The following is a 21,250-nucleotide window of genomic DNA, read 5'->3' as shown; positions in this document are numbered from 1 at the left end:
CTGGAACATCGAGTAACCGATGCTCCAGCCGCCCTTCCGCTTGTCTCAGGCCGCCTCGAACGCCCGCCGGATCAACGGCGCCGCCTTCTCCAGGTCCGCCGCCGAAGCGATACGCATCTCCAGGTCCCCCGTCCCGAGATGCCCGACACCACGCATGTCCCGGGTGAAGCCCTCCTCCAGCACGACCGTGTCCGGGTCGAGTCTGAGATGGACCAGGATCACCTGGTGCTTCGGACGGAAGAGGACCGACGCCACGTTCACCAGCCGCCGGTAGGCGATGTAGTGCCGCAGCACCGCCACCTCGACATCGCCCCACGCCGTAAGCGCCTCGTCCACCTCTGCGAACAGATCCCGCATGGACTCCGGGACAAGACCAGCACCCGCCGGCGCAGGCACCGCCGGTGCCGCCGGCGCGTCGCCGGCCACGGCGCTCCGTTCGCGGCTCCGCCGGGACACCGCGCTCGGCACGCCGGGCGAGGAGTCCACCAGCAGCAGGCTCAGCAGACCACCCTCGAAGACCCGGTAACGCACCAGGTCGATCCGCTCCGGCACCCGCTGCACCGCCACCCGGTCATGATGAGAGAAGCCAGCCGCGATACAGACCACCCGCGGACGCCGCCAGTCGACCGACTCGGCCGCCTCCGCGCCCAGTACCGTCCGGACGAGCGCCTCGAACTCATGCTGCGCCGACTCCAGCCACGCCATGTAGGAGACCGCCTGCGACAGCACTCCGCTGTCGGAACCCTTCTTGAATTCGATCACCACCGGGCTGCCGTTCTCGTCCAGGCCCAGCGTGTCGATCCGCCCCCGGTGCCACGGCCCGGTCGCGTACTCCGACGCCAGGAACCGGATCCCGAGCATCTGCTCCAGCCCGGCCTCGACCCGCCGCTGCAGCTCCACCTCCAGCGCCACCGTCGAACCGGACAGCTCCACGTCCCGCCCGTCCGCGTCCTGCCGGAACAACATCAACTCGGCCACCAGCGCCCCCTCTCATGATCGCTGCGAGGAGAACAATCAACCGAGGGCGTGGGGTATTCCTTGATGTCCTAGAGGTTGGAGTGGCTCGGTCAGGTGAAGGTGCCTGGTGAACCGGGCCGCCGTCTAGGACTCGCAGGATGGGTAACGGCCGGCTGGTGGCCGTCAGAGTCCAGGTCGCCCTGCCACGTACCAGAGTGAGAAAAGGTGCCTCATCCGGGAGCGATACAAAACTCCACCCCTTCTCACCGCTGCGGCTGGCTCACGGCGTCCACAGCGCGGAACTCCGGTGCGACGATGACGAAGCAGCCAGTAGCGATGTGACACCCCCAGAGACCCCGAGCTCCCCCAAGGCCCAGTCGAGCACGGCACCTTCGTCATCACACATTCGGGCGATCATGCTCGTCTGATCTGGCAGGAGGATCCTCCGAGGAATCACGATCGTCTCACGAACCCGATCGAGGGGCAGTCCTCGCCGAAAGCCCTGTCCGGAAGGGCGGATTGCGGTCTCGTCGCGCGGGAGCGGCAGACGTCGGTGGGCCGCGTTCGAGACGATAATCCCGGCGACGTGTGCATGCTCCCCCAGGAGCGGCCCGAACAGGTCCGCGAGCGCATCCGTCTTGGTGCTGAGCGACAGCTCGGCGAAGGGCGTCGGGAAGTGGAAGAGGCCACTGTGGTCCTCCACCCAGATCCACGCGGTGCCCGCACCCTTCGTCTTGCCGCACTTACCCCGCACCTTGCCCAGGAGCCGCTTGCCCTGGTCGCTCTCCACGGTCGCGCCGGTCAGGACGGTGCCTGGGGGAGCTGCCCCGGGGTGGACAGTGAGCCGCCTCCCAGTGCTGCTGAGGACGTCGACCGCAGCTCCCGAGATCCCGCACTGCTGGGCGGCCTCCTCGGTCCGCCTCTTCCACGCCTTGAAGTCGTCGCTGTTAAGGGGTTCGGGATAGTCGCCTTCCCAGTAGATGTCGCGACCCCTACCCAGGGCAAAGAGGTGATCCCGACACTTCTCGCGGAACTTCTCATCGTCCAGGAGCTTCTGGTCCACGCCGAAGGTGACGACCTCAACGAAGACCGGACCGATACGGACGTCACCGGGCCCACCACTGGCCTTCACCGGCTCCAGCTCGACCTCGAGTCCGCGGGCCGCCCCCATGAGTGCGAGACGGGCCTGCGTCTGGGTGTGCAGGAACCGGGACAAGGTGACGTCGCAACGAGCGTCGCGCTTCATCGAAGCAAGCCCGGGCACCCTAGCTTTCTCCAGATAGGTGTACGCGGCCCACCACCGCACCGCCTCCACCCACGCTCCCGGTGCTGCTCCGTTCATGAATTGGAGCACGGGGGAGTGCCGGCCCAGGCCGACAAAGGTGTCATTGGCCGCGCCGGAGGCAGGGGAAGGCGTCACGGCCTTGGGCAGCCAGCGGCTGTGGAAGAACTCGGTGAGGCCGGACACCGCGCGGGCGGTGACCTCGTGCCCCGCGGGGGAGAGGTAGTTGGCACCCTCCGGGCAACCAAACCATGCCTCCCAGTCGATCGGCCGGGAGCCCTGGTCGATCGCGCGCCATGTCTCATTGTCCCGAGGGTGCATGGTCGTCAGCATGAAGTACTCGCATACGACGGCGCTGGGATTCTCCCGAAGAGCGGCAACTCCTCCAGCACCGGTCAGGCAGGCGTCGGATCGAGATCCTCGACGGGATGTTGCTGCTGATCGACAGGATCGCCACCGGCGCCCCGTACTACTCGGGCAATCGCAAACGGCGCGGCATGAACATCCAGGCTCTGACTGATCCGTTCGGGCGGTTGTTGTGGGCTTTGCCCGCGCTGTCCGGCTCAGCGCGTGACCTGACGGCGGCGCGTGCGCACGGGGTAGTCGGCACACTTGCCGCGGCCGACCTGAAGTGCTGGGCGGACCGGGCCCACCAGGGCGCCAGCCGCCCGGCTCGAGTGCCGTCCCGGGGGCGTCGGCTCAAGCGGTGGCAGCGATGGCACAACAGCGCCCACGCCAAGGTCCGCTGCATCGGTGAGCAAGCCATGATCACGCTCAAGGGCTGGCTACTGCTGAGCAAGCTCCGCTGCAGCGCCGCCCGCATCATCGACATCGTCAAGGCCGTCGTCACCCTTCACCACACCTCGTCGTGAGGTTGGAAAAGGCTCGGTCTCCAAAGTCATATGCCCCATGAAGGTTCAGGTGCTCAGGAACGGGCGATAACGGTGCGAGAAGGAGGAACTAATGGTGTACCAGAAGGTTTTGGGGCAACTTCTTGAAGACGCCCGTCACGCCATCGAAGTGACTGACGAGGAGCTCGACGAAGCCAGACGACGAAGACGGCTCCTGGCCGGCGCCATGCGTGGCGCCTTCCCGGGCAGCACGATCTACTTCAACGGCAGCGTCGCACACGGGGACGCGAACACCCCTCTGACCGACGTCGACCTCGGAGCGAAGCTCTCCGTGGAGGACGCCAAGGGCTATGGGCCAGGGCGAAGGAACGCACTGCCGCTGATGGAGCGTGCGAGACAGGCGATCAGAAGCGAATTGGGGGAGGAGTTCCCCGACCTCACCGTGAAGATCGAAGGTCAGCGCCGTGCCGTACTCGTCAGGTTTGGCGACCCCGTGACGCCCGGTCAACCGGACTTCACGGCGGACGTAATGACCGCGATCCCACATCCCTCGGGGATGGGGTTGTACATCCCCAACATGGAGATCTCTGATCGATGGGACCGCGCGGACCCCCTCACGCATACGAAGCTGGTGCTGAAGGCGTTGGAGGACACCGACCGCGTGTTCGCCCGTACCGTCCGACTGCTCAAGCACTGGAACAAGAAGCACAGCAAGCCGCTCTGCTCCTGGAACATCAAAGCGCTCGCCCTTGAGTGCATCAAGGAACCGATGCCGCTGATCGACGCCCTCGAAGGCTTCTTCACGCATGCGGACGAGGCACTCAAGGACGGTCCCACGAAGGATCCGGCCCATGTCGCAGGACCGATCCCGCTCAACATGCTGCGAGGAGACGTGCGTCGGCGCCTGCGCACGGCACGGGACTACCTGAAACTCGCGCAGGAGCATGAGGCCGAGGGCAGGCCGCTCAGTGCGCAACGAGCGCTCAGCCGTGTTCTGCCGGAGATCGTTCCCGACGTGGATGTCACTGACGAGGAGCAGGGAAGGATCCGCTCGCTGTTCAGTATGGCAGCGGCAGTTGGTCCGGGACTTGCCTACGGAGCGACGCCCACCCGAGCATGGGCTCCTTGAGATGGGCCGCTGGTACGGGGTCGAGCCGATGTGGTGGGCCCCGCTCGAACGGGATGCCAAGCTCCGCTTCGGCGCCGACCTGACGCACCGCTACGGAGACGGGCGGTTGACCTACCGCCTCTCCACCCTCGACGTCGTCGGCGAAACGGATCCTGTCCTGGTGACGGTCAGCTTCTACGCCAATCCCCGGTACGACACGTACGGGCAGCGGCCCCAGGACTTCCCCCGGGTCCACGCCAATCCGGGTGCCGCGTCCAAACATCGCTACGCCACGGACGATGCGCTGTGCCTGTGGTACCCGTACGATCCCGAAGAGCGTCGGTGGACCAGCGAGAAGGGCCTTCTCGACCTTCTTGGGATCGTCGAGAGACACCTCTTCCTTGAACACTACTGGCGTTGCACGGGCGGGCGTGACGGCGGTGAGTGGATCGTCGAGGACGCACCACACGGCCTTCCGGAGGATCGCAATTGGTCCAGGAGCAGTTCCTCTCGACCGCGTCGCAGGCGAGCGGCTGGTCATGGGTTCAGACGACCGCCCTGATCGTGCCCGTCATCGCGCTGCTGGGCGTCTATGTCACCTACGTCCTCAACCAGCGTGCAGCTCGGCGGGAGCGCCGAGCGAAGACCTTCGCCGAAGCGTTGACTGCGGTAGAGGAGTACTTGGAGATGCCGTACCGGATACGGCGGCGCCCCGACTCACCCGATGCCCGCAGGGAACTCACCGATCAGGTCAGTTCCCTCCTCGCCCGCATGGCCTTTCACCATGCCTGGCTCCAGATCGAGGCATCCGCGGTCGCTGAGCCCTACACGGTTCTGGTGTCGGCGGCTCGTTCCGAAGCGGGCGTGCACATGAGCGAGGCATGGATGCAGCCACCGATACAGAGCGACGACGGCATGAACCTGGGGCAGGCCTATCCCCGCGATCAATCCGCCGCCGCGCGTGCCGCGTGCATCGAAGCCATGAAGTCCAGCCTCTGACGGTGCCTTTCTGCCGCTTACGCGTCCGTTCAAGGAATCCATTTCCCGTAGTTGCAGGGGTGGCGCCTTAATGGATCTTCTGTTGCTCCAGCCATTTGAAGACCTCAGTCCTCTTGTACAGGACCTTGGCGTTCTTGCCTCGGCCGAGTTTGTAGCCTTTCAAGCCCAGTTTCGACGCTTCCCTGTAGACCCAGCTCGTGGACATGCTGAGCATCGTGGCGACCTCGGAAGTCTCCATGAGGACGGGCTCGACGGGCTGGCGCCTGCGCGGTCGGCCGTTCTTGGCGAGGTACTGCTGTGGTTCCATGGGTGAGACGGCTCCTCGGGGCTGCTCTGAGGCTGATCGCAGGGCCGGGTCGCGCTCTGCTCTGGCCGGATTCCGGAGATTCTTGATGGCCGCCCCTGCGTCACTGCCAAGAGCCACCGGGCGGGCTGCGGCCATGGTCATGAGGATCGTCGGCTTTGCCGGGCCGGGATTCACTGCTAGGTCGCCGCGTCGTTTCGAGGGTTCCTGCAGTGGCGGGGCCCTGGCGGATGCAGGGATCGGGAGTCGTCGCCGATCCGTCGGGGTGACGGTGATCACGGAGGCTCGTGGGCGATAGCTGCGTAGGCTTGTGAAGTCGTCGTGGTGGGTCCAGAGGGGCGGACGAAGCTCTCCGGCATTGCCTGATGACGCGTCAGGAAAGTCAGCAAGTGGTCAGCATCAGTCCTGAAAAACCCGGGGAATGCTGCTCGAACTTGCGACTCGTTGTAAGGTGTGGAAACAGCCCTTGACCTGCAAAAACGCAGGCAGGGAGCCTATGTCCAGGAGTACCTCGATGATACGAACGATATTCAAGTCCAAGATCCACCGGGCCACCGTGACCCAGGCCGACCTGCACTACGTCGGTTCGGTCACCGTCGACGCCGATCTGATGGAGGCGGCCGACCTCCTGCCCGGTGAGCTCGTGCACATCGTCGACATCGACAACGGCGCCCGGCTCGAGACCTATGTCATCGAGGGCGAGCGGGGTTCCGGTGTCATCGGGATCAACGGCGCCGCCGCCCACCTCGTCCACCCCGGCGACCTCGTGATCCTCATCAGCTACGCGCAGGTCGAGGACGCCGAGGCCCGGACGTTCGTGCCGCGCGTCGTGCACGTCGACGGAGACAACCGCATCGTGGAGCTGGGGACCGACGCCTCCGCGCCCGTCCCCGGGAGCGACACGGTGCGCGGCCCGCACGCCGTGCCCGCCGCCGCGCGCGTCTGACCGATCCACGCCGAGGGAGGCGTCGCCGCATGGCCGAGCCGGAGATCCGTGACGACCGGGCGAACGGACGCCTGGAGGCCTTCGAGGACGGCACCTCCGTCGGTGTCGTCGTCTACTTCGTGCTCACCGCCGAGCCGCACGCCCTCGTCGCCGTGCACACCGTCGTCGAGGACGGCCACGAGGGCAAGGGCGTCGCCGGGGCACTCGTGCGCGAGTTCTACGCGATCGCCGCGCGTGAGGGCGTCCCCGTCGTGCCGCTCTGCCCGTACGCCGCCGCCTGGGCCGAGCGTCACCCGGACGAGGCGCCGGCCGCCCCGTCCGAGGTGGTCCGTGCGGCGAAGCTCCAGCTGAAGGCCACCCCGAGCCTGTGGTGACCTCGACCGGGACCCTGGCCCTGCTGCACACCTCACCGGTCCATGTCCCCGTCTTCGACGGGCTCCGCGACCGGCACCACCCCGGGCTCGTCCTGCGCCACCTCGTCGACGAGGAGCTGCTGGTACGCGCCCGGGAGGCGGGGCCCGAGGCGGTCGCCGGGGCGGTGGCGGCCGCGCTCGCGGCGGCCGTCGCGGACGGCGCCGACGCCGTGCTCTGCACCTGCTCCACGATCGGCGGGATCGCCGAGCGGCAGGCGGACGTCCTCGGCGTGCCCGTGCTCCGGGTGGACCGGCCGATGGCGGCCGAGGCCGCCCGGTACCGCCGCATCGTCGTCGTGGCCGCGCTGCGCTCCACCCTCGAACCCACCGTCGCCCTCATCGCCGAGGAGTCGGGACCGGAGACCTCGCTCATCAGCACCGTCGTGGTGGAGGGAGCCTGGGAACGGTTCGAGGCGGGGGACCGGGACGGCTACCTCGACGCCGTCGCGGCGGCCGTGGACGGCGCGCCCCCGGCGGAGGGCGCCGTCGTCGTCCTCGCCCAGGCGTCCATGGCCGACGCCGTCGACCGGATGACCGGATCCCGCCCGGTCCTGGCGAGTCCACGCCTCGGGCTCGCGGCCGCGGCCGCGACGGTGTCCGGTCCGCGCGGCGCGGCAGGCGACTGACCCGAAGGACGGGATCCGGCGGGCGCCGCGGCGCCCGCCGGGCCACCCTGGGGAGGGAGGAACCCGTCGACCGAGAGGTCCGTGATGACCCACCCGTACCCCGATCCGCTGCCCCCCTCGCCCATTCCGCCGCCGGTCCCCACACCGCCGCCGGTCCCCCCGCCGAACCCGGTCCCGGCCCCTCCGGACCCCGACCCGAGCCCGGCGCCGCAGCCCGGCGGACCCGTACCGGAACCCGAGCCTCAACCCCAGCCGGGCCCCGCCGGCCGCCGTCCGTCGTCAACGGGAAGGTGACATACGGGCCTTGGGCTTCGGCGTATCCCTTGTCACGGAGCGTGCGCCACCCCTAACTTGGACGGCTGCTGCTGTGTTCAAGGGGGGCCCATGGCCGTACGCGGACGTCACCGCCGCCACCAGCCGAGCCGGATCAACCGTGCCTCGCTCACCGTCACCGCGGGAGGCGCCGGAATGGCGCTGCCCTTCATCGGCGCGGGCACCGTACAGGCCGCCTCGCTCGACGTCTGGGAGAAGGTCGCGTCCTGCGAGTCGACCTCCCACTGGCACATCAACACCGGCAACGGCTACTTCGGCGGTCTGCAGTTCAGCCAGTCCACCTGGGAGGCCTACGGCGGCACGCACTACGCGCCGCGCGCCGACCTCGCCTCCAAGGACCAGCAGATCGCGATCGCCGAGCGGGTCCTGAAGGGCCAGGGGCCCGGCGCCTGGCCGTCCTGCGGCCCCGGCGCGGGCCTCGCCCGGGGCGGAGACGGCCCGGACATCAACCCCGGTACGGCGACCACGAAGGCGTCCCGGGGCGGGAACGCGCCCAGCACCGCCTCCCTGCCCGGTCAGCGCGCCTTATCCGAGCGGCCGGCCAGGAACGTCGGTCCGACCGCCGTTCCCACCGTCCGTGAGATGTACACGGTGACGCCCGGCGACTCCCTGTCGAAGATCGCCCGCGACGAGCGGGTCCAGGGCGGCTGGAAGCGCCTGTACGACGCGAACCGGCCCGTCGTCGGCGACGACCCCGACCTCATCCACCCCGGCCAGCGCCTGACCCTGCGCATCGCCGCCCCGAAGAAGCCTCCGACGAAGGCGCCGGCCAAGGCCCCGACGAAGGCCCCCTCGGTCGCGACGCCCCCGCCGAAGCTCTCGGGGCCGGGCACCGTGCCCCGGGCCCGGCCCGCCACACCGCCGACCACGAAGCCGGTCGCCCAGCAGCCCGTGGCGAGGCCGGTGACCAAGCCCGTCACGAAGCCCGCCACCAAGCCGGCCGTGAAGCAGGTGTCCAAGCCCGCCACCAAACCCGCGGCGAAGCAGACGTCCAAGCCCGCCGCGAAGCCCGCGCCCAGGCCCAGGACGAAGCCCGTTCCCCGGCCCGCGTCCAAGCCGCGTCCGCCCGCCGCCGCGGAGGAGCGCTACTCCGCGCCCGTCTCCGCCGACATCGGCACCCGCTACGGCAAGCCCGGTTCCTCCTGGTCCAGCGGCTACCACACCGGCGTCGACTTCCCCGTGCCCACCGGCACCTCCGTCAAGGCCGTGGCGGGCGGACGGATCGTCTCCGCCGGATGGGGAGGCGCGTACGGCTACCAGATCGTGCTCCGCCACGACGACGGCCGCTACAGCCAGTACGCCCATCTCTCGGCGCTCGCCGTCCGCGAGGGCCAGCGGGTCACCGCCGGCCAGCGCATCGGCCGCTCAGGATCGACCGGCAACAGCTCGGGACCGCACCTGCACTTCGAGGTACGGACGGGTCCCGGGTACGGCTCCGACATCGACCCCCTGGCCTATCTCAGGGCGCGCGGGGTCTCCCTCTGACCCCGCCGCTGGTCCGGAGTCCGGCGCACGCCCCTGACCCGACGCCGGCAGTGACTCGGCCGGCACCGTCATCCGGTCCAGCGTGAGCTGGATCAGGCCGCCCGCGGCCACCGCGCCGCTGATCAGCGCGGCGACGGTGCCCGCCGTGCCGTAGCGGAAGCTCTCGCCGAACAGGGTCAGGCCCACGGCCGCGGCCACCACCGGGTTGACCACCGTGACGGTGGCCAGCGGGGCCGCGAGCCCCGCGCCCCGGTACGAGGCCTGGGACAGGAGCAGCCCGGTCACGGCGAGCGCCGAGAGCACGAGGAGCGCGGTCCACTGGGCGAGCGGCGCGCCGGGCGTCCACTCCTCCGCCACCGACTTCGTGAAGACCGAGGCGATGCCGAAGGAGACACCCGCGGCGGCGGCCAGGACGACGCTGCGCAGCACCGACCTGCCCACCAGGTGCGCGGCCGCGAACAGCGCGGCCACCACCCCGAAGGTGCAGCACGCGAGCAGCCACCGGTCGCCGTCGGTCAGCGACCGCGCCTCGGCACCGCTCGTCAGGCTGAGCAGGCCGGCCAGACCCGCCGTGGCCATCACGGCGCCGCGCCAGGCCCGCGATCCGGCCCTGCGGCCGACGAACAGCGCCGCCATGGGCAGCGCGAACACGATCGTCAGCGCACCCAGCGGCTGGACCAGGCTGAGCGGTCCGTACGCGAGGGCCGCGACGTGCAGGGCCGCGCCGACGCCGTTGAGCAGGACGGAGCCCCACCAGGCCGGGCTGCGCAGCGGCGCGTAGCGCGGACCTGCGGCGGAGGCCGCGACCCGCTCCTGCACGATCGCCGCGGCCGCGTAGGCGACCGCCGAGACCAGGGCCAGGAGGACGGACAGCAGGAGGGGACTCATACCTTCCACGATCTCTCTTCCCGGCCGATCGCGTCGTCGTACCAGGGGACGTCTTCGTGGGTACACCTGTCGCAGTACACGGGCCCCACGTACGCCTGGAGATGTACACCCGTGCAGGTCAGAACGGGTGCAAAGCGGCTTTTTCGAGCCGCCCGGGGTGCTCGCGGGGAGGCGCTACGGTGGTCGGAAATCTCCGGATCCGGACCCGCGGGACGGACCGGCCGACAGAACCAGGGGGAGCTCGGAGTGGATCTCGTCGAGAGCGGGTCGGTGGGCGGTTTCTTCGCCCTGCGCACCAGTGCGCCGGAGACCGGCGGAGCGCACCGCCCGCTCGCGCGCCTGTACGCGGGCGACGACGGGCCCCTCCACGCGCGCGTGGACCGGGTCGCCGGCCGGCTCGGCGCCCCCGAGCGGCGCGTCGGGGCGTCCGTCGCCCACCTGGGGCTCGCCGCCCGGCTCTGGTCGACCGCCCTCGGGCCCGCCGCCCTGCACGGCCGCTTCCCCGCCCTCGACCCCGCCGAGCTCTACTGGGACGGGGCCCTCACCTCCCCCGACGACCTGTGGTGGGCCGGCTCCGACACCCGCCCCGCGACCGTCGACGAGATCCGCGCGGCCGTCCAGGAGGCCCACCTCGTGCCGCTCCACGCGGCACTCCGCCGCGACGGGCGCGTCTCCCCGCGCCTGCTCTGGGGCAACGCGGGCTCCGCCCTGGCCGGCGCCCTGCGCGAGCTGACCCGCTGGGCGCACGCCCACGGCCGCCCGGAGGCCGCCGCACGGGCCGCCGGCCTGGTCTCCGGACTCCTCGACCACCCCGACCTCGCCGGTACGGTCCGCGGCCCCCGGCTGCGCCGCGCCAGCTGCTGTCTCTACTACCGCTGTCCCGGCGCGGGACTGTGCGGCGACTGTGTCTTCGACCACGCCCCCCGAACGGGTTTGGAGGGGCGGCCCCCCGCTCCGTAAAGTTGCCGGGGTTGCCGTCCTTCGAGCCCACGGACGGTGACAGTCCACGAACGGTGACGTACGAGCGAACGAGGAACCCGAAGGCCATGACGGTGACCGAAGAAAACCAGGACTACGGGCCGGGTATCGACCCCGATCGCCTGGCCGTCTGCCTCGGCGTCCTCGACGAGCTCGACAAGCTGGACGTCGACCACCCGGACGCCATCCGCGTCCGGCGCGCGACCGCCGGGATCTACCGGACCGTGAAGCAGCGCCGCCGCCAGGAGCGCCGGGCGTTCAAGACCGCCAACGACAAGGCGGTCACCGAGGCCACGGCCACCGGCTCCGCGCAGCGCATCGACGACGAGACCGAGGGCATCCTGCCGTCCTCCGTCACCGAGGAAGGCCGGATCGCGGGGATACTCCAGCGTCCGCGCTCCTGCTACGTCTGCAAGACGCGGTTCGTCGAGGTCGACTACTTCTACCACCAGCTCTGCCAGAAGTGCGCCGCCGAGAACCGGGCCAAGCGTGAGGCCCGCGCCGACCTCACCGGCAAGCGCGCCCTGCTCACCGGCGGCCGGGCGAAGATCGGCATGTACATCGCGCTGCGGCTGCTGCGCGACGGCGCCCACACCACCATCACCACCCGCTTCCCCAAGGACGCCATCCGCCGCTTCAAGGCGATGGAGGACTCGGCGGACTGGATGCACCGTCTCGAGGTCGTCGGCATCGACCTGCGCGACCCGGCCCAGGCCGTGGCGCTCGCCGACCAGATGACCGAGGCCGGGCCGCTGGACATCCTCATCAACAACGCGACGCAGACCGTGCGCCGGCTGCCGTCCGCGTACGCCGCCCTGGTGGAGGGCGAGAGCGCCGCGCTGCCGGCCGGCGAGCTGCCCGCCCACCACGTCATCGGCGCCTTCAACTCCGGCGCGGTCGGCGAGCTCGTCGGATCGTCCGAGCTTCCCGCCGGGGTGCGCGACCTGGAGGCCCAGCAGGTCGCCGACCTCGCGCTCGTCGCGGGCAACGCCACCATCGCCAAGCACCTCGACGGCACCGCCATCGACGCGGGCGGCCTGGTGCCGGACGTCGTCGACTCCAACACCTGGGTGCAGAGCATCGAGCAGATCTCCCCGGTGGAGCTCCTCGAGACCCAGCTGTGCAACTACACGGCGCCGTTCATCCTCATCAGCAAGCTGCGCCCGGTGATGGCCGAGGCGGCGAGGAAGGCCGCCAGCGGCCGTTCGTACGTCGTGAACGTCTCCGCCATGGAGGGCGTCTTCAGCCGCGGCTACAAGGGCGCGGGCCACCCGAACACCAACGCCGCCAAGGCCGCGATGAACATGGTGACGCGGACCAGCGGCGAGGAGATGTTCAAGACCGACGGCATCCTCATGACCTCGGTCGACACGGGCTGGATCACCGACGAGCGTCCGCACTTCGACAAGCTGCGCCTCGCCGAGGCCGGCTTCCACGCCCCGCTCGACCTGGTCGACGGTGCGGCCCGGGTCTACGACCCGATCGTGCGCGGCGAGGACGGCGTGGACCTCTACGGCTGCTTCCTGAAGGACTACGCCCCCGCGAACTGGTAGAAACCGTCCGCGACCGGCCGCCACGCGGTTCCCGCTGTTTCGGCAAGAGCGCCTCACCGGCCAGGTGGGGCGCTCTTTCGGCTTGGTTCACCCGATTGCGTCACACTTCGGAGCCCGGTAGAGCGCAGGCGTGCTCATTTGGTTACTGTGATGTCCACGGTCGGCCACCGAGGAGACACACCGTCCTCACGGCCTTCCAGGGACAGGCCTGCCACCAAGGCCGCGGTCCCGCCCGACAACGGCGCCACCGCGACCGACCGGCACTTGTCCCACAGGTACGCGACACAGAGGAGTGCGCGGTGACACCAGAACTGACGAAGCAGGACCCGCTCCCGGCCGAATCCAAGGACCGGACGCGCCGGAACGGCGAGCTGGGGAGCCTCGACGTCTGGGCCCATGCGGCCCCGATCCGGCTCGCAGGCTACGAGGACGACCTCGCCGAGCCCCACATCCTGCCCAGCATCGACTGATCCCCCGCTTCACCCCGGTGCCCCCCGGCCGTTCGCGGCCCGGGGGCACCGGTGCGTTCAGCGGGGCCCGCGCGCCGGTTCGCGGAGCCTGGTCGGCGGCAGGTACTCGCGTACGAGCGTCCGGTGCCACCAGGCGCCGGTCGCCCGGAGTTCGCGCCAGGTCGTGTACCGGTACCGGTAGAGCCGGGCCCGGACGAAGGTCGGTGGCGCGTCGGGGAACGGGTTGTGGGCGAGCAGCCGCAGGGTGTCCCGGTCGTCGTCGAGCAGCCGCTCGACGAACGGGCCGAACCAGTCGCGCGCGTACCCCGGGCTGAGCGCGGCGAACCACATCAGCCAGTCGAGCCGCAGATGGTACGGGGCGAACTGCCGGGGCAGCCGGCGCGGATCACCGGGCTTGCCCTTGAAGCCGTACTCCCGCCACACCGTGCCCGGGCGCGGCACCGGGTCATCGGTGCCCTCGACGACGATCTCGTCCCTGATCCGCCCGACCGTGCCGAACGCCCCGTACGTGTTGACCAGGTGGTACGGGTCGTACGAGCGGTTCATCGCCTGGTTCCGGGAGAGCAGGTTGCGCACCGGGCGGTAGCTCCGTACGAGGACGAACGCGGTGACCGCGACGACCAGGACCACGTACCAGAGCGGCGGATCGGGCCGGGGGTGCTCGCCGGTGACGGGGGAGGCGTCCACGACGGAGAGGGCGAGCACGATGGTGATCCAGTTCAGCCAGGCGAAGTTGCCGGAGAGCACCAGCCACAGCTGGGTCGCGATCATCAGACCGGCCGCGACCCTGGCCACCGGCTGCGGGGTGAACAGCAGGAACGGCACGAAGAGCTGGACGACGTGGTTGGCCGCCACCTCCACCCGGTGCAGCGGGCGCGGGAGGTGGTGGAAGAACCAGCTCAGCGGGCCGGGCATGGGCTGGGTCTCGTGGTGGTGGTAGAGGCAGGTCAGGTTGCGCCAGCACGGGTCGCCGCGGATCTTGATCAGCCCGGCGCCGAACTCGACGCGGAAGAGCAGCCAGCGCAGCAGGAAGAGCACGAGGACGGGCGGCCCCGTGTCGTCGTTGCCGAGGAAGACCGCCAGGAACCCGGTCTCCAGGAGCAGCGACTCCCAGCCGAAGGCGTACCAGGTCTGGCCCACGTTCACGATCGACAGGTACAGCGCCCAGAGGACCAGCCACAGCAGCATCGACACCGGCAGCGGCACCGCGTCCCCGGCGCCCGCGAGCAGTGCGAGGGCGAGCGCGGCGCCGGACCACGCGACGGCGGCGAAGAGGCGGTCGGAGTAGCGCCAGTGGAAGAGCGACGGGGTGGAGCGGGGCCGGGTCCCGCGCACGTACGCCGGTACGGGGAGCATGCCGCGCTCCCCGATCAGCGCCCGGAACTGCAGGGCAGCCGACAGGAACGCCACGCAGTACAGCCCGGCGAGGCCCCGCTGGAAGGCGATCCGGCTCAGCCAGTGGTCGGGTGCGGTGAACCACTCCATCGCTTCCAGTATCGGCCCGGGATCACGTCCTGACGAGGCGTCGCAGCGTCCGGCCCAGCTGACGCGCGTACGCCCGCTGGAGGAGGGGGATCAGGGGGCCGCCGAGCCGGGTGTACCAGGCGGCGGGGCGGCTGAACGCGGTGACCGCGAACCGGACCGTGCCGTCCGGCTCCAGGTGGACCACGAAGGACTCCTCGCCGCACTCCGGATGCCCGGTGAGGGTTCCGTAGGCGAAGCCGACGCGCCGCTCCTCGTACGCCGTCCAGACCACCGAGCAGGGGGCGCCGAGCCGGAGCGGGCCGAGGCCCGCCGATATTCCGACGGTCACGCCGGGCGCGGCCCGGTCGGAGTCGGCGAGGAGGCGCGCCCCGGTGGCGCGGTGCATCCGCCAGGTGGTCACGGCGGCTCCGGCGGCCTCGAAGGCGGCCCGGCCGTGGCCGACGACCGCGCTGTGCCGCAGGTGGTGGTAGCCCTCGGGGAGGGCGTCCGGGGTGCGGGTGGCGGCGACCTCGCGATAGCTGAGGGTCGGGCGGGGACGGTCGGGCCGGGACAGGCTGCTCATGAGGCGGGTCATGCCGGAAGCTCCGTTCTCGGGTGGGCCGGGGGAGAGGTGGGGACGGTGGGGCCGGCGAGGGGAGCCGGCGTCGGGTCGTCCGGGCGGAGGCGGCGGTGGGCGAGCAGCGCGCAGACCGCGAAGCCCAGGGCGTTGCCCAGGCCGTGGGTCGCGGCCGTCCAGGTCAGACCGAGGTGCGGAAGTCCGGTCGCCTCGCCCAGTGCCCAGCTCAGCGCGAGCAGCATGGTGACGAAGAGGACCAGGGCCGAGACGGCGAGCAGACCCCGGGTGAGGCGGTCGGCCGCCAGGGTGCGGCGCTCGCGCAGGGTCAGGACCGCGACCGCCGTCATGCCGGCCGTCAGGACGACGGCGCCGAGCAGCTCGGCCCAGTCGTCGACGAAGTAGCCGAGCAGGACGAGCAGGGTGCCCGCGGGGACGCTGAGCGCGGCGAAACGCGCGGTGAGGCCGTCGGAGACGCGGCAGAGGAGGCCGGCGACGAGGGCGGCGGCGAAGCCCGCGAAGTGGAAGTGGGGGACGGTCAGCGCCAGGATGTCCAGGTCGAAGCCGAAGAGCGGGTACGAGGCCCGTTCCGCGACCAGTGCGAGGCCGGCGACGGAGGGCGCGACCAGGGCGGTGAGGACCGCGACCTCGCCCGGCCCGAGGGAACGGGTCAGGATCAGCCGGGCCGGTGCCTGGAGCGCGAGGGCCAGGGTGGCGAGGGCGTAGACGGCGGCGAGCGCGGTCGAGAGCCCGGAGCGGGGCAGCCACAGGGCGAGCGCGCCGGGGGCGGCGAACAGCGGCCAGGCGCGCCGGATCGGGTCCCATCCCGGTGGCCGGGGGCCGTCGAGGAGCGCGAGCCCCGTCGGGACCACCCAGAACATGCCGATCGTGACGACCGTGCCCACCAGGACCGACAGTGCGGTCATCGCGCATCCCCCACTTGAACGTGTTCAACTGGCAGGTCCGAGCGTAGAGCCTTTCTTGAACGCGTTCAAGTGAGTCCGCCGACACGGTCGGCGGCCCTCCGCTTGCGGGGCCCCGCGCCCTGCGACAGACATGAAGGACTGGCCGGAACCGGGCGCCGTGGCCCGGGGAGAGAAAGCGGGAGAACCAGGTGCGCTCACCCCTCTGCCGGACGCGGCGAACCCCCACCGCTCCCGGCGCGACCCACCCGACCCCTCTCGACCGGCCCGCCCGCCGCGCGACCCCCCGCGCAGCCGCCGCCCGTTCCGCGCTCGCGGCGCTCGCGGCGTCGCTCCTCCTCGCGGGGTGCGCCTCCGTCTGGGAGGGGGCCCGGGGCGGCGCCCAGCCCGCCGCGGCCGGTTCGACGCAGGACGTCCTCCTCCAGTCGCTCGCCGACCAGGGCCCCGACCCCTTCACCGAGTCGTCGGCGCGGGCCACCGCGCGGGCGTCCTCCCCGGCCCCGGGCCCGGAGGCCGAGGGCGCGCGGGTCCGCGAGGTCACCGGCTCCACCCCCGGCCTCTACGGCGGCACGCGCGCGGAGGGCAGCTGCGACGTCGAGCAGCAGGTCACGTTCCTCTCCGCCGACCAGGACAGGACCCGCGCCTTCGCCGAGGCCGCCGGAATCCCCGAGACCAACCTCGCCGACTGGCTGCGCGGGCTGACCCCGGTCGTCCTGCGCTCGGACACCCGGGTCACCAACCACGGCTACCGCGAGGGCCGGGCCAACGCCTTCCAGGCCGTCCTCCAGACCGGTACGGCGGTCCTCGTCGACCAGTACGGCTCCCCGCGCGTCCGCTGCGCCTGCGGCAACCCGCTCCGCACCCCGGCCGCGGTCCGGGACGGCATCCACCAGGGCGAACCCTGGGACGGCTTCGACCCCGACCGTGTGATCGTCGTCCGGCCGACCACCACCGTGGTCACCAGCCTGGTCATCGTCAACAACGCCGACCGCAGCTGGATCGAGCGGGCCACCGGCAGCGACGGGGCCGAGGACCGCAAGCCCGCCGTGGAACCCGACTGCGACCCGGACGCGTGCGCCCTGGTCGACGCGACGCCCGACGGCGCCACACCCGATCCGAGCGCCCCGGGCCGCCGTCCGCCGTCCGACCCCGCCTCCCCGGACAGCCCCTCCCGGCCCGTCCCGTCCGCCCCGGTCCCCCCGGCCCCGGAGAGCCCGCTGCCCGACGGGACCGGCGGCACCGGCACCGACCCGGGCCCGGTCGACCCCGGTCCGTACCCCGTGCCCGACGCGGATCCGTACCAGCACCCCGACACGGACCCCGCCGACCCCTTCGCGGTGCCCCCGGGCGAGCAGACCGTCCCGGACGGCGAGTTGCCGCCGGAGGAGTTCTTCCCCGCCGAACCGGTCCCGGATCAGCCCGAGACCTTCGAGGGATGAAACGGATCTTCATGGTGCGCACGGGCGGGGCTGCGCCTAGCGTGGCCCCATGAACGCGGGCAACGGGGGCGGGGATGCGGTCGAGCGGCTCAGCCGCGTCCTGGAGGGCAGGGGCGCCGGGACGGCGCGGATCCTCGCCGAGTTCGGTACGGCCTTCCGGATGGGCGGTTTCGACTGGGATCTCGTCAACGGCACCATGATCATGGACGATGCCGCCCTCGACGTCTTCGACCTGGACCGCGCGGACTACGACGACCGCCCCGAGTCGCTCGGCTCGCGGGTCCTGCCGGACGAGGCCCGCCGCCTCGACACCCTGGTCGCGCAGGCGCTCAAGGACGGCAGCGCCGAGTACGGCGCGTACTTCCGCATCCGCCGCCGGGACGGCGTGCAGCAGTGGACCCACACCCAGGGGATCGTCCACCGCGACGACACCGGCCGCCCGGTCCGTATCGTCGGCGTCATCCGGGACGCCACCCATGAACTCACCGAGTCCGCCGCGCGGCTCGGCCTCGACGAGGGGCGGCGCCGGCGTGCCGGGGTCGTCGAGGGCACCACGGCCGCCCTCGCCTACGCGCGGACCGTGCAGGACGTCATCGACCTGCTCAACGACTCCCACGCCCTGGAACACTTCGGCGCCGCGAGCCTCGTCATGGGCCTCCTCGACGCCGGCCGCATCCATCTGGTCGCCGAGGGCCCCGACGGCGCGTTCGTGCCGGGCACCCGGTTCACCCGGGTGGACGAGCCGTACCCGATGAGCGAGGTGATCCGCACCCTGCGGCCCCGGTTCATCGAGTCGCCCCGGGACTTCGCCGAATCCTTCCCGGTGCTCTGGCCGCACATCAGCGGACTCGGCATCACCGCCGCCGTCTATCTGCCGCTCATCGCCCAGGCCCGGCCCATCGGCGCCCTCGGGCTCCTCTACAGCGACAAGACCGGCTTCAGCGAGGACGAGCGGACCCTGCTCGTCGCCCTCGGCAGCAGCATCGCCCAGAGCCTCCAGCGGGCCATGCTGTACGAGCAGGAGCACGACCTCGCCGAGGGGCTCCAGCAGGCGATGCTGCCCCGCCGGATCCCCGACGTGCCGGGCGCCCAGACCGCCGTCCGTTACCGTTCGGCCCGTCTCGGCCGGGACATCGGCGGCGACTGGTACGACATCATCGCGCTCCCCGGTGGGCGGGTCGGCGCCGTCATCGGGGACGTACAGGGCCATGACACCCACGCGGCGGCCGTCATGGGCCAGCTGCGGATCGTGCTGCGCGCGTACGCGGCCGAGGGGCACACCCCGGCCACGGTGATGGCCCGCGCCTCCGTCTTCCTGCACGAGCTCGACACCGAACGCTTCGCCACCTGCACGTACGCGGAGGTCGACCTCGGCACCGGAGTCGTCCAGGTGGTGCGCGCCGGCCATGTCGACCCGCTGATCCGGGAGCTGGACGGGCGCTGCCGCAGGATCCCCGTGGAGGGCGGACTGCCGCTCGGGCTCTCCGCCGAGTTCGGCCGGCTCGACTACCCGGTGACGACGCTGGAACTGGACCCCGGGCAGACGCTGATGCTCTACACCGACGGTCTGGTCGAGAAGCCCGGTTCCGACCTCGACGAAGGCCTCCAGTGGCTCTCCGCCCTCGTCCGGCGCGGGCCCGCCGACCTCCAGGAACTCGCCGACCACCTGTGCGACGTGGTCGCCGACCGGGGCGGCGAGGACGATGTCGCGATCCTGCTCCTGCGCCGCGAGGCCGCGACCGCCGGCCACGGAGCCGGCCGGTTCCAGCAGCACGTGGCCCAGAACGACCCCGAGGCGCTGAGCTCGGCCCGGCACATGATCAGGGCCGCCGTCCGGGCCTGGGGCGCCGAGGAACGGGCCGACGAGATCGAACTGGTCGCCGACGAGCTGATGACCAACGCGCTGATGCACACCGACGGCGGGGCCATCGTGACCCTGCGGATCCTCGGCGGGCCCGAACGGCGACTCCGGGTGGAGGTCGAGGACCGCTCCAGCGCGCTGCCCCGGCGCCGCGAGGCGGGGGAGGCGGGCGTCTCCGGGCGCGGACTGCTGCTCGTCGACCAGATCTCCGACGTCTGGGGAGTGGAGTCGCGGGGGAGCGGCAAGTGCGTGTGGTGCGAGTTCACCGTGCAGGACTGACTCCGTCACGGAGAGGTGCGACTGTTAACAGAAGAGCGCGACTGTTAACAGAGCGTACATTGATCGTCCTTGACCGTAACTGTCGGTGCGCGATTGACTTCGTGCTCCCGGCTCTCCGCGCAGGACGTACGTGAGGACACCCGTGAGCAGCGAGCTACTGGCACCGCTAGACCTGGCCTTCTGGCACCTGGAATCCACCGCGCACCCCTTGCACCTCGGCGCGCTCGCCCACTTCGGCCCCACCCCCACGGCCGGCGCCCAGGAGCCGCCCGACGTGCTCGGGCTCCTCGCCCACCGCGCCGCCGCCGTCCCCCGGCTCCGGATGCGCGTCCGCGACGTCCTGATCCCCGTCGGCGGCGCCGCCTGGAGCGCCGACCCCGACTTCGACGTCCGCCGGCACGTCCACGAGATCTCCCTCCCCGGCACCGACTTCCCCGCCGAGGCCGCCCGCCTCGCCGCCGAACTCATGGAACGGCCCGTCGCCCGCGGCCTGCCGCCCTGGGAGATGTACCTGCTCAGCGGCGCGCCCGACGGTTCCTTCGCCGTCCTCGTGAAGCTCCACCACGCCCTCGCCGACGGCATGCGCGCGGTCGCCATCGGCGCCGGGATCTTCGACGAGATCGCCGCGGGCCGCCGCACCGCCGGCCGCGCCCGCCCGGTACCCCCACGCTCCTGGCTCCCCGGGCCCGGACGGCTCCTCGGCATGGCCCGCGAGCGGCTCGGCGACCTCGGCCGGGCCGTCGAGGTCGGTGCCTCCGTCGTCCGCGCCAGCCGCCTCGACGGACGGCCCACCGCCGCACTCGCCGCCGAGTCCAGCGGCACCCGCCGGATCGCCACCGCCTCGCTGCCCCTGGAGCGGGTCCACCGGATCCGCCGCACCACCGGCGGCACCGCCAACGACGTCCTCCTCGCCCTCGTCGCCGGGGCGCTCCGCCGCTGGTTCGACGGGCGCGGGCCGGCCCTCCCCGGAGCCGACCTCCGGGCCCTCGTCCCCGTCTCCCGGCGCCGGCCCGGCACCCCGCCCGGCCCCGGCAACAGCCTCTCCGGCTACCTCCTCGACCTGCCCGTCACCGAGGCCGACCCGGCGGCCCGGCTGGCCTCGGTCCGGAGCGCCATGGACCGCAACAAGGCCGCGGGCCCCCTCAGGGGCGCCGGGGCCGTCGCCCTCCTCGCCGACCAACTGCCGCCGCTCGCCCACCGCTTCGGCGCTCCGTTCGCCTCCGGCGCCGCCCGGCTCCTCTTCGACCTCCTGGTCACCCAGGTGCCGCTGCCCCGCTCGGCGCTCTCCCTCGGCGGGGCGCCGCTGCGCGCGCTCTTCCCCATGGCCCCGCTGGCCCGCGGCCAGTCCCTCGCCGTCGCCATGTCCCCGTACGGCGGCCAGGTCCACATCGGCCTCGTCGCCGACGGCGAGGCCGTCCCCGACCTCGACGCGCTGGCCGACGCCCTCACGGCCGAACTCGACCTCCTGGACCCGCCGGACACGCCGTAGGGGCCTGTCCGCCGCGCGGCCCCGCCGG

The 21,250-nt window shown here is 71.7% G+C and carries 20 protein-coding genes; 13 read left to right on the top strand and 7 right to left on the bottom strand.

What is annotated here, in order from left to right; translation table 11 throughout:
- Window positions 1-45: 45 nt before the first annotated feature.
- Both ACIP8Z_RS09960 and ACIP8Z_RS09955 read right to left on the bottom strand, forming a co-directional pair.
- The gene (locus tag ACIP8Z_RS09960; RefSeq protein ID WP_402081107.1) at window positions 46-978 is read right to left on the bottom strand and encodes a DUF5655 domain-containing protein; all 933 of its coding nucleotides are present in this window, start codon (window positions 976-978) and stop codon (window positions 46-48) included.
- Between the two features lie 259 nt (window positions 979-1,237).
- Window positions 1,238-2,572, bottom strand: coding sequence for a hypothetical protein (locus ACIP8Z_RS09955; protein ID WP_402081105.1), 1,335 nt, complete (start codon window positions 2,570-2,572; stop codon window positions 1,238-1,240).
- A 95-nt stretch (window positions 2,573-2,667) separates the two neighbouring features.
- Here ACIP8Z_RS09955 and ACIP8Z_RS09950 point away from each other — a divergent pair, with 95 nt between their 5' ends.
- The 3 genes from ACIP8Z_RS09950 to ACIP8Z_RS09940 all read left to right on the top strand — a co-directional run bounded on the left by ACIP8Z_RS09950 (window position 2,668) and on the right by ACIP8Z_RS09940 (window position 5,197).
- Entirely contained in the window at window positions 2,668-3,111 is a 444-nt protein-coding gene (locus tag ACIP8Z_RS09950; RefSeq protein WP_402081104.1) for a transposase family protein, read from the top strand.
- A 91-nt stretch (window positions 3,112-3,202) separates the two neighbouring features.
- A complete protein-coding gene (locus tag ACIP8Z_RS09945) occupies window positions 3,203-4,219 on the top strand; it encodes a hypothetical protein (RefSeq protein WP_402081102.1) in 1,017 nt (338 codons plus the stop codon).
- 468 nt (window positions 4,220-4,687) lie between these two features.
- Window positions 4,688-5,197: a hypothetical protein gene (locus tag ACIP8Z_RS09940; protein ID WP_402081100.1), complete on the top strand. Its 510-nt coding sequence runs from the start codon at window positions 4,688-4,690 to the stop codon at window positions 5,195-5,197.
- A 67-nt stretch (window positions 5,198-5,264) separates the two neighbouring features.
- On the opposite strand, the gene ACIP8Z_RS09935 is transcribed toward ACIP8Z_RS09940, so the two are convergent.
- Window positions 5,265-5,504: a helix-turn-helix domain-containing protein gene (locus tag ACIP8Z_RS09935; RefSeq protein ID WP_402081098.1), complete on the bottom strand. Its 240-nt coding sequence runs from the start codon at window positions 5,502-5,504 to the stop codon at window positions 5,265-5,267.
- A gap of 511 nt (window positions 5,505-6,015) precedes the next feature.
- Between ACIP8Z_RS09935 and panD the strand changes: the two genes are divergently transcribed.
- From panD to ACIP8Z_RS09915, 4 genes are all read left to right on the top strand, one after another.
- A complete protein-coding gene (panD, locus tag ACIP8Z_RS09930) occupies window positions 6,016-6,447 on the top strand; it encodes an aspartate 1-decarboxylase (RefSeq protein WP_402081096.1) in 432 nt (143 codons plus the stop codon).
- A gap of 29 nt (window positions 6,448-6,476) precedes the next feature.
- A complete protein-coding gene (locus ACIP8Z_RS09925) occupies window positions 6,477-6,821 on the top strand; it encodes a GNAT family N-acetyltransferase (RefSeq protein ID WP_402081093.1) in 345 nt (114 codons plus the stop codon).
- On the top strand, window positions 6,815-7,486 hold the full coding sequence (locus ACIP8Z_RS09920) for an arylsulfatase (protein ID WP_402081091.1): 672 nt from the start codon (window positions 6,815-6,817) through the stop codon (window positions 7,484-7,486). Before ACIP8Z_RS09925 ends, ACIP8Z_RS09920 begins: the two co-directional genes overlap by 7 nt.
- Before the next feature lie 384 nt (window positions 7,487-7,870).
- Complete coding sequence (locus ACIP8Z_RS09915; protein ID WP_402081088.1) at window positions 7,871-9,304, top strand: transglycosylase family protein; 1,434 nt, start codon at window positions 7,871-7,873, stop codon at window positions 9,302-9,304.
- Here ACIP8Z_RS09915 and ACIP8Z_RS09910 read toward each other — a convergent pair.
- The gene (locus ACIP8Z_RS09910) at window positions 9,185-10,192 is read right to left on the bottom strand and encodes a DMT family transporter (protein ID WP_402081086.1); all 1,008 of its coding nucleotides are present in this window, start codon (window positions 10,190-10,192) and stop codon (window positions 9,185-9,187) included. The two genes, ACIP8Z_RS09915 and ACIP8Z_RS09910, sit on opposite strands and share 120 nt — an antisense overlap.
- 246 nt (window positions 10,193-10,438) lie before the next feature.
- Between ACIP8Z_RS09910 and ACIP8Z_RS09905 the strand changes: the two genes are divergently transcribed.
- The 3 genes from ACIP8Z_RS09905 to ACIP8Z_RS09895 all read left to right on the top strand — a co-directional run bounded on the left by ACIP8Z_RS09905 (window position 10,439) and on the right by ACIP8Z_RS09895 (window position 13,193).
- Window positions 10,439-11,152: a (2Fe-2S)-binding protein gene (locus ACIP8Z_RS09905; protein WP_402081084.1), complete on the top strand. Its 714-nt coding sequence runs from the start codon at window positions 10,439-10,441 to the stop codon at window positions 11,150-11,152.
- A gap of 86 nt (window positions 11,153-11,238) precedes the next feature.
- Window positions 11,239-12,723, top strand: a complete 1,485-nt coding sequence (locus ACIP8Z_RS09900) for an SDR family NAD(P)-dependent oxidoreductase (protein WP_402081081.1) — start codon at window positions 11,239-11,241, stop codon at window positions 12,721-12,723.
- A 299-nt stretch (window positions 12,724-13,022) separates the two neighbouring features.
- Entirely contained in the window at window positions 13,023-13,193 is a 171-nt protein-coding gene (locus ACIP8Z_RS09895; RefSeq protein ID WP_319314024.1) for a hypothetical protein, read from the top strand.
- A 57-nt stretch (window positions 13,194-13,250) separates the two neighbouring features.
- On the opposite strand, the gene ACIP8Z_RS09890 is transcribed toward ACIP8Z_RS09895, so the two are convergent.
- Genes ACIP8Z_RS09890 through ACIP8Z_RS09880 form a run of 3 tightly spaced genes read right to left on the bottom strand, consistent with a single transcriptional unit; the run spans window position 13,251 to window position 16,148 of the window.
- Window positions 13,251-14,678, bottom strand: a complete 1,428-nt coding sequence (locus ACIP8Z_RS09890) for a lipase maturation factor family protein (RefSeq protein WP_402081077.1) — start codon at window positions 14,676-14,678, stop codon at window positions 13,251-13,253.
- Between the two features lie 22 nt (window positions 14,679-14,700).
- On the bottom strand, window positions 14,701-15,252 hold the full coding sequence (locus ACIP8Z_RS09885) for a DUF1990 family protein (RefSeq protein ID WP_402081075.1): 552 nt from the start codon (window positions 15,250-15,252) through the stop codon (window positions 14,701-14,703).
- Window positions 15,249-16,148: a YndJ family protein gene (locus ACIP8Z_RS09880; protein ID WP_402082328.1), complete on the bottom strand. Its 900-nt coding sequence runs from the start codon at window positions 16,146-16,148 to the stop codon at window positions 15,249-15,251. Before ACIP8Z_RS09880 ends, ACIP8Z_RS09885 begins: the two co-directional genes overlap by 4 nt.
- A 197-nt stretch (window positions 16,149-16,345) precedes the next feature.
- On the opposite strand from ACIP8Z_RS09880, the gene ACIP8Z_RS09875 reads away from it, so the two are divergent.
- From ACIP8Z_RS09875 to ACIP8Z_RS09865, 3 genes are all read left to right on the top strand, one after another.
- A complete protein-coding gene (locus tag ACIP8Z_RS09875) occupies window positions 16,346-17,593 on the top strand; it encodes a DUF6777 domain-containing protein (protein ID WP_402081073.1) in 1,248 nt (415 codons plus the stop codon).
- 160 nt (window positions 17,594-17,753) lie between these two features.
- Window positions 17,754-19,733, top strand: coding sequence for a SpoIIE family protein phosphatase (locus tag ACIP8Z_RS09870; RefSeq protein WP_402082326.1), 1,980 nt, complete (start codon window positions 17,754-17,756; stop codon window positions 19,731-19,733).
- Window positions 19,734-19,875: 142 nt separating this feature from the next.
- Window positions 19,876-21,222: a wax ester/triacylglycerol synthase family O-acyltransferase gene (locus ACIP8Z_RS09865; RefSeq protein WP_402081070.1), complete on the top strand. Its 1,347-nt coding sequence runs from the start codon at window positions 19,876-19,878 to the stop codon at window positions 21,220-21,222.
- Window positions 21,223-21,250: the final 28 nt, after the last annotated feature.

The sequence above is a fragment of the Streptomyces sp. NPDC088553 genome (genome assembly GCF_044752965.1).
Taxonomy (GTDB): Bacteria; Actinomycetota; Actinomycetes; order Streptomycetales; family Streptomycetaceae; genus Streptomyces.
This window is presented reverse-complemented; position numbering and strand designations above follow the sequence as displayed.

Bases quoted from the DNA above. Each gene is read 5' to 3' on its own strand.
- ACIP8Z_RS09955 (WP_402081105.1), bottom strand. From the start codon at position 2,572: ATGCTGACGACCATGCACCCTCGGGACAATGAGACATGGCGCGCGATC.
- ACIP8Z_RS09950 (WP_402081104.1), top strand. From the start codon at position 2,668: ATGTTGCTGCTGATCGACAGGATCGCCACCGGCGCCCCGTACTACTCG.
- ACIP8Z_RS09945 (WP_402081102.1), top strand. From the start codon at position 3,203: ATGGTGTACCAGAAGGTTTTGGGGCAACTTCTTGAAGACGCCCGTCAC.
- ACIP8Z_RS09935 (WP_402081098.1), bottom strand. From the start codon at position 5,504: ATGGAACCACAGCAGTACCTCGCCAAGAACGGCCGACCGCGCAGGCGC.
- panD (WP_402081096.1), top strand. From the start codon at position 6,016: ATGATACGAACGATATTCAAGTCCAAGATCCACCGGGCCACCGTGACC.
- ACIP8Z_RS09925 (WP_402081093.1), top strand. From the start codon at position 6,477: ATGGCCGAGCCGGAGATCCGTGACGACCGGGCGAACGGACGCCTGGAG.
- ACIP8Z_RS09915 (WP_402081088.1), top strand. From the start codon at position 7,871: ATGGCCGTACGCGGACGTCACCGCCGCCACCAGCCGAGCCGGATCAAC.
- ACIP8Z_RS09910 (WP_402081086.1), bottom strand. From the start codon at position 10,192: ATGAGTCCCCTCCTGCTGTCCGTCCTCCTGGCCCTGGTCTCGGCGGTC.
- ACIP8Z_RS09900 (WP_402081081.1), top strand. From the start codon at position 11,239: ATGACGGTGACCGAAGAAAACCAGGACTACGGGCCGGGTATCGACCCC.
- ACIP8Z_RS09890 (WP_402081077.1), bottom strand. From the start codon at position 14,678: ATGGAGTGGTTCACCGCACCCGACCACTGGCTGAGCCGGATCGCCTTC.
- ACIP8Z_RS09885 (WP_402081075.1), bottom strand. From the start codon at position 15,252: ATGACCCGCCTCATGAGCAGCCTGTCCCGGCCCGACCGTCCCCGCCCG.
- ACIP8Z_RS09870 (WP_402082326.1), top strand. From the start codon at position 17,754: ATGGGCGGTTTCGACTGGGATCTCGTCAACGGCACCATGATCATGGAC.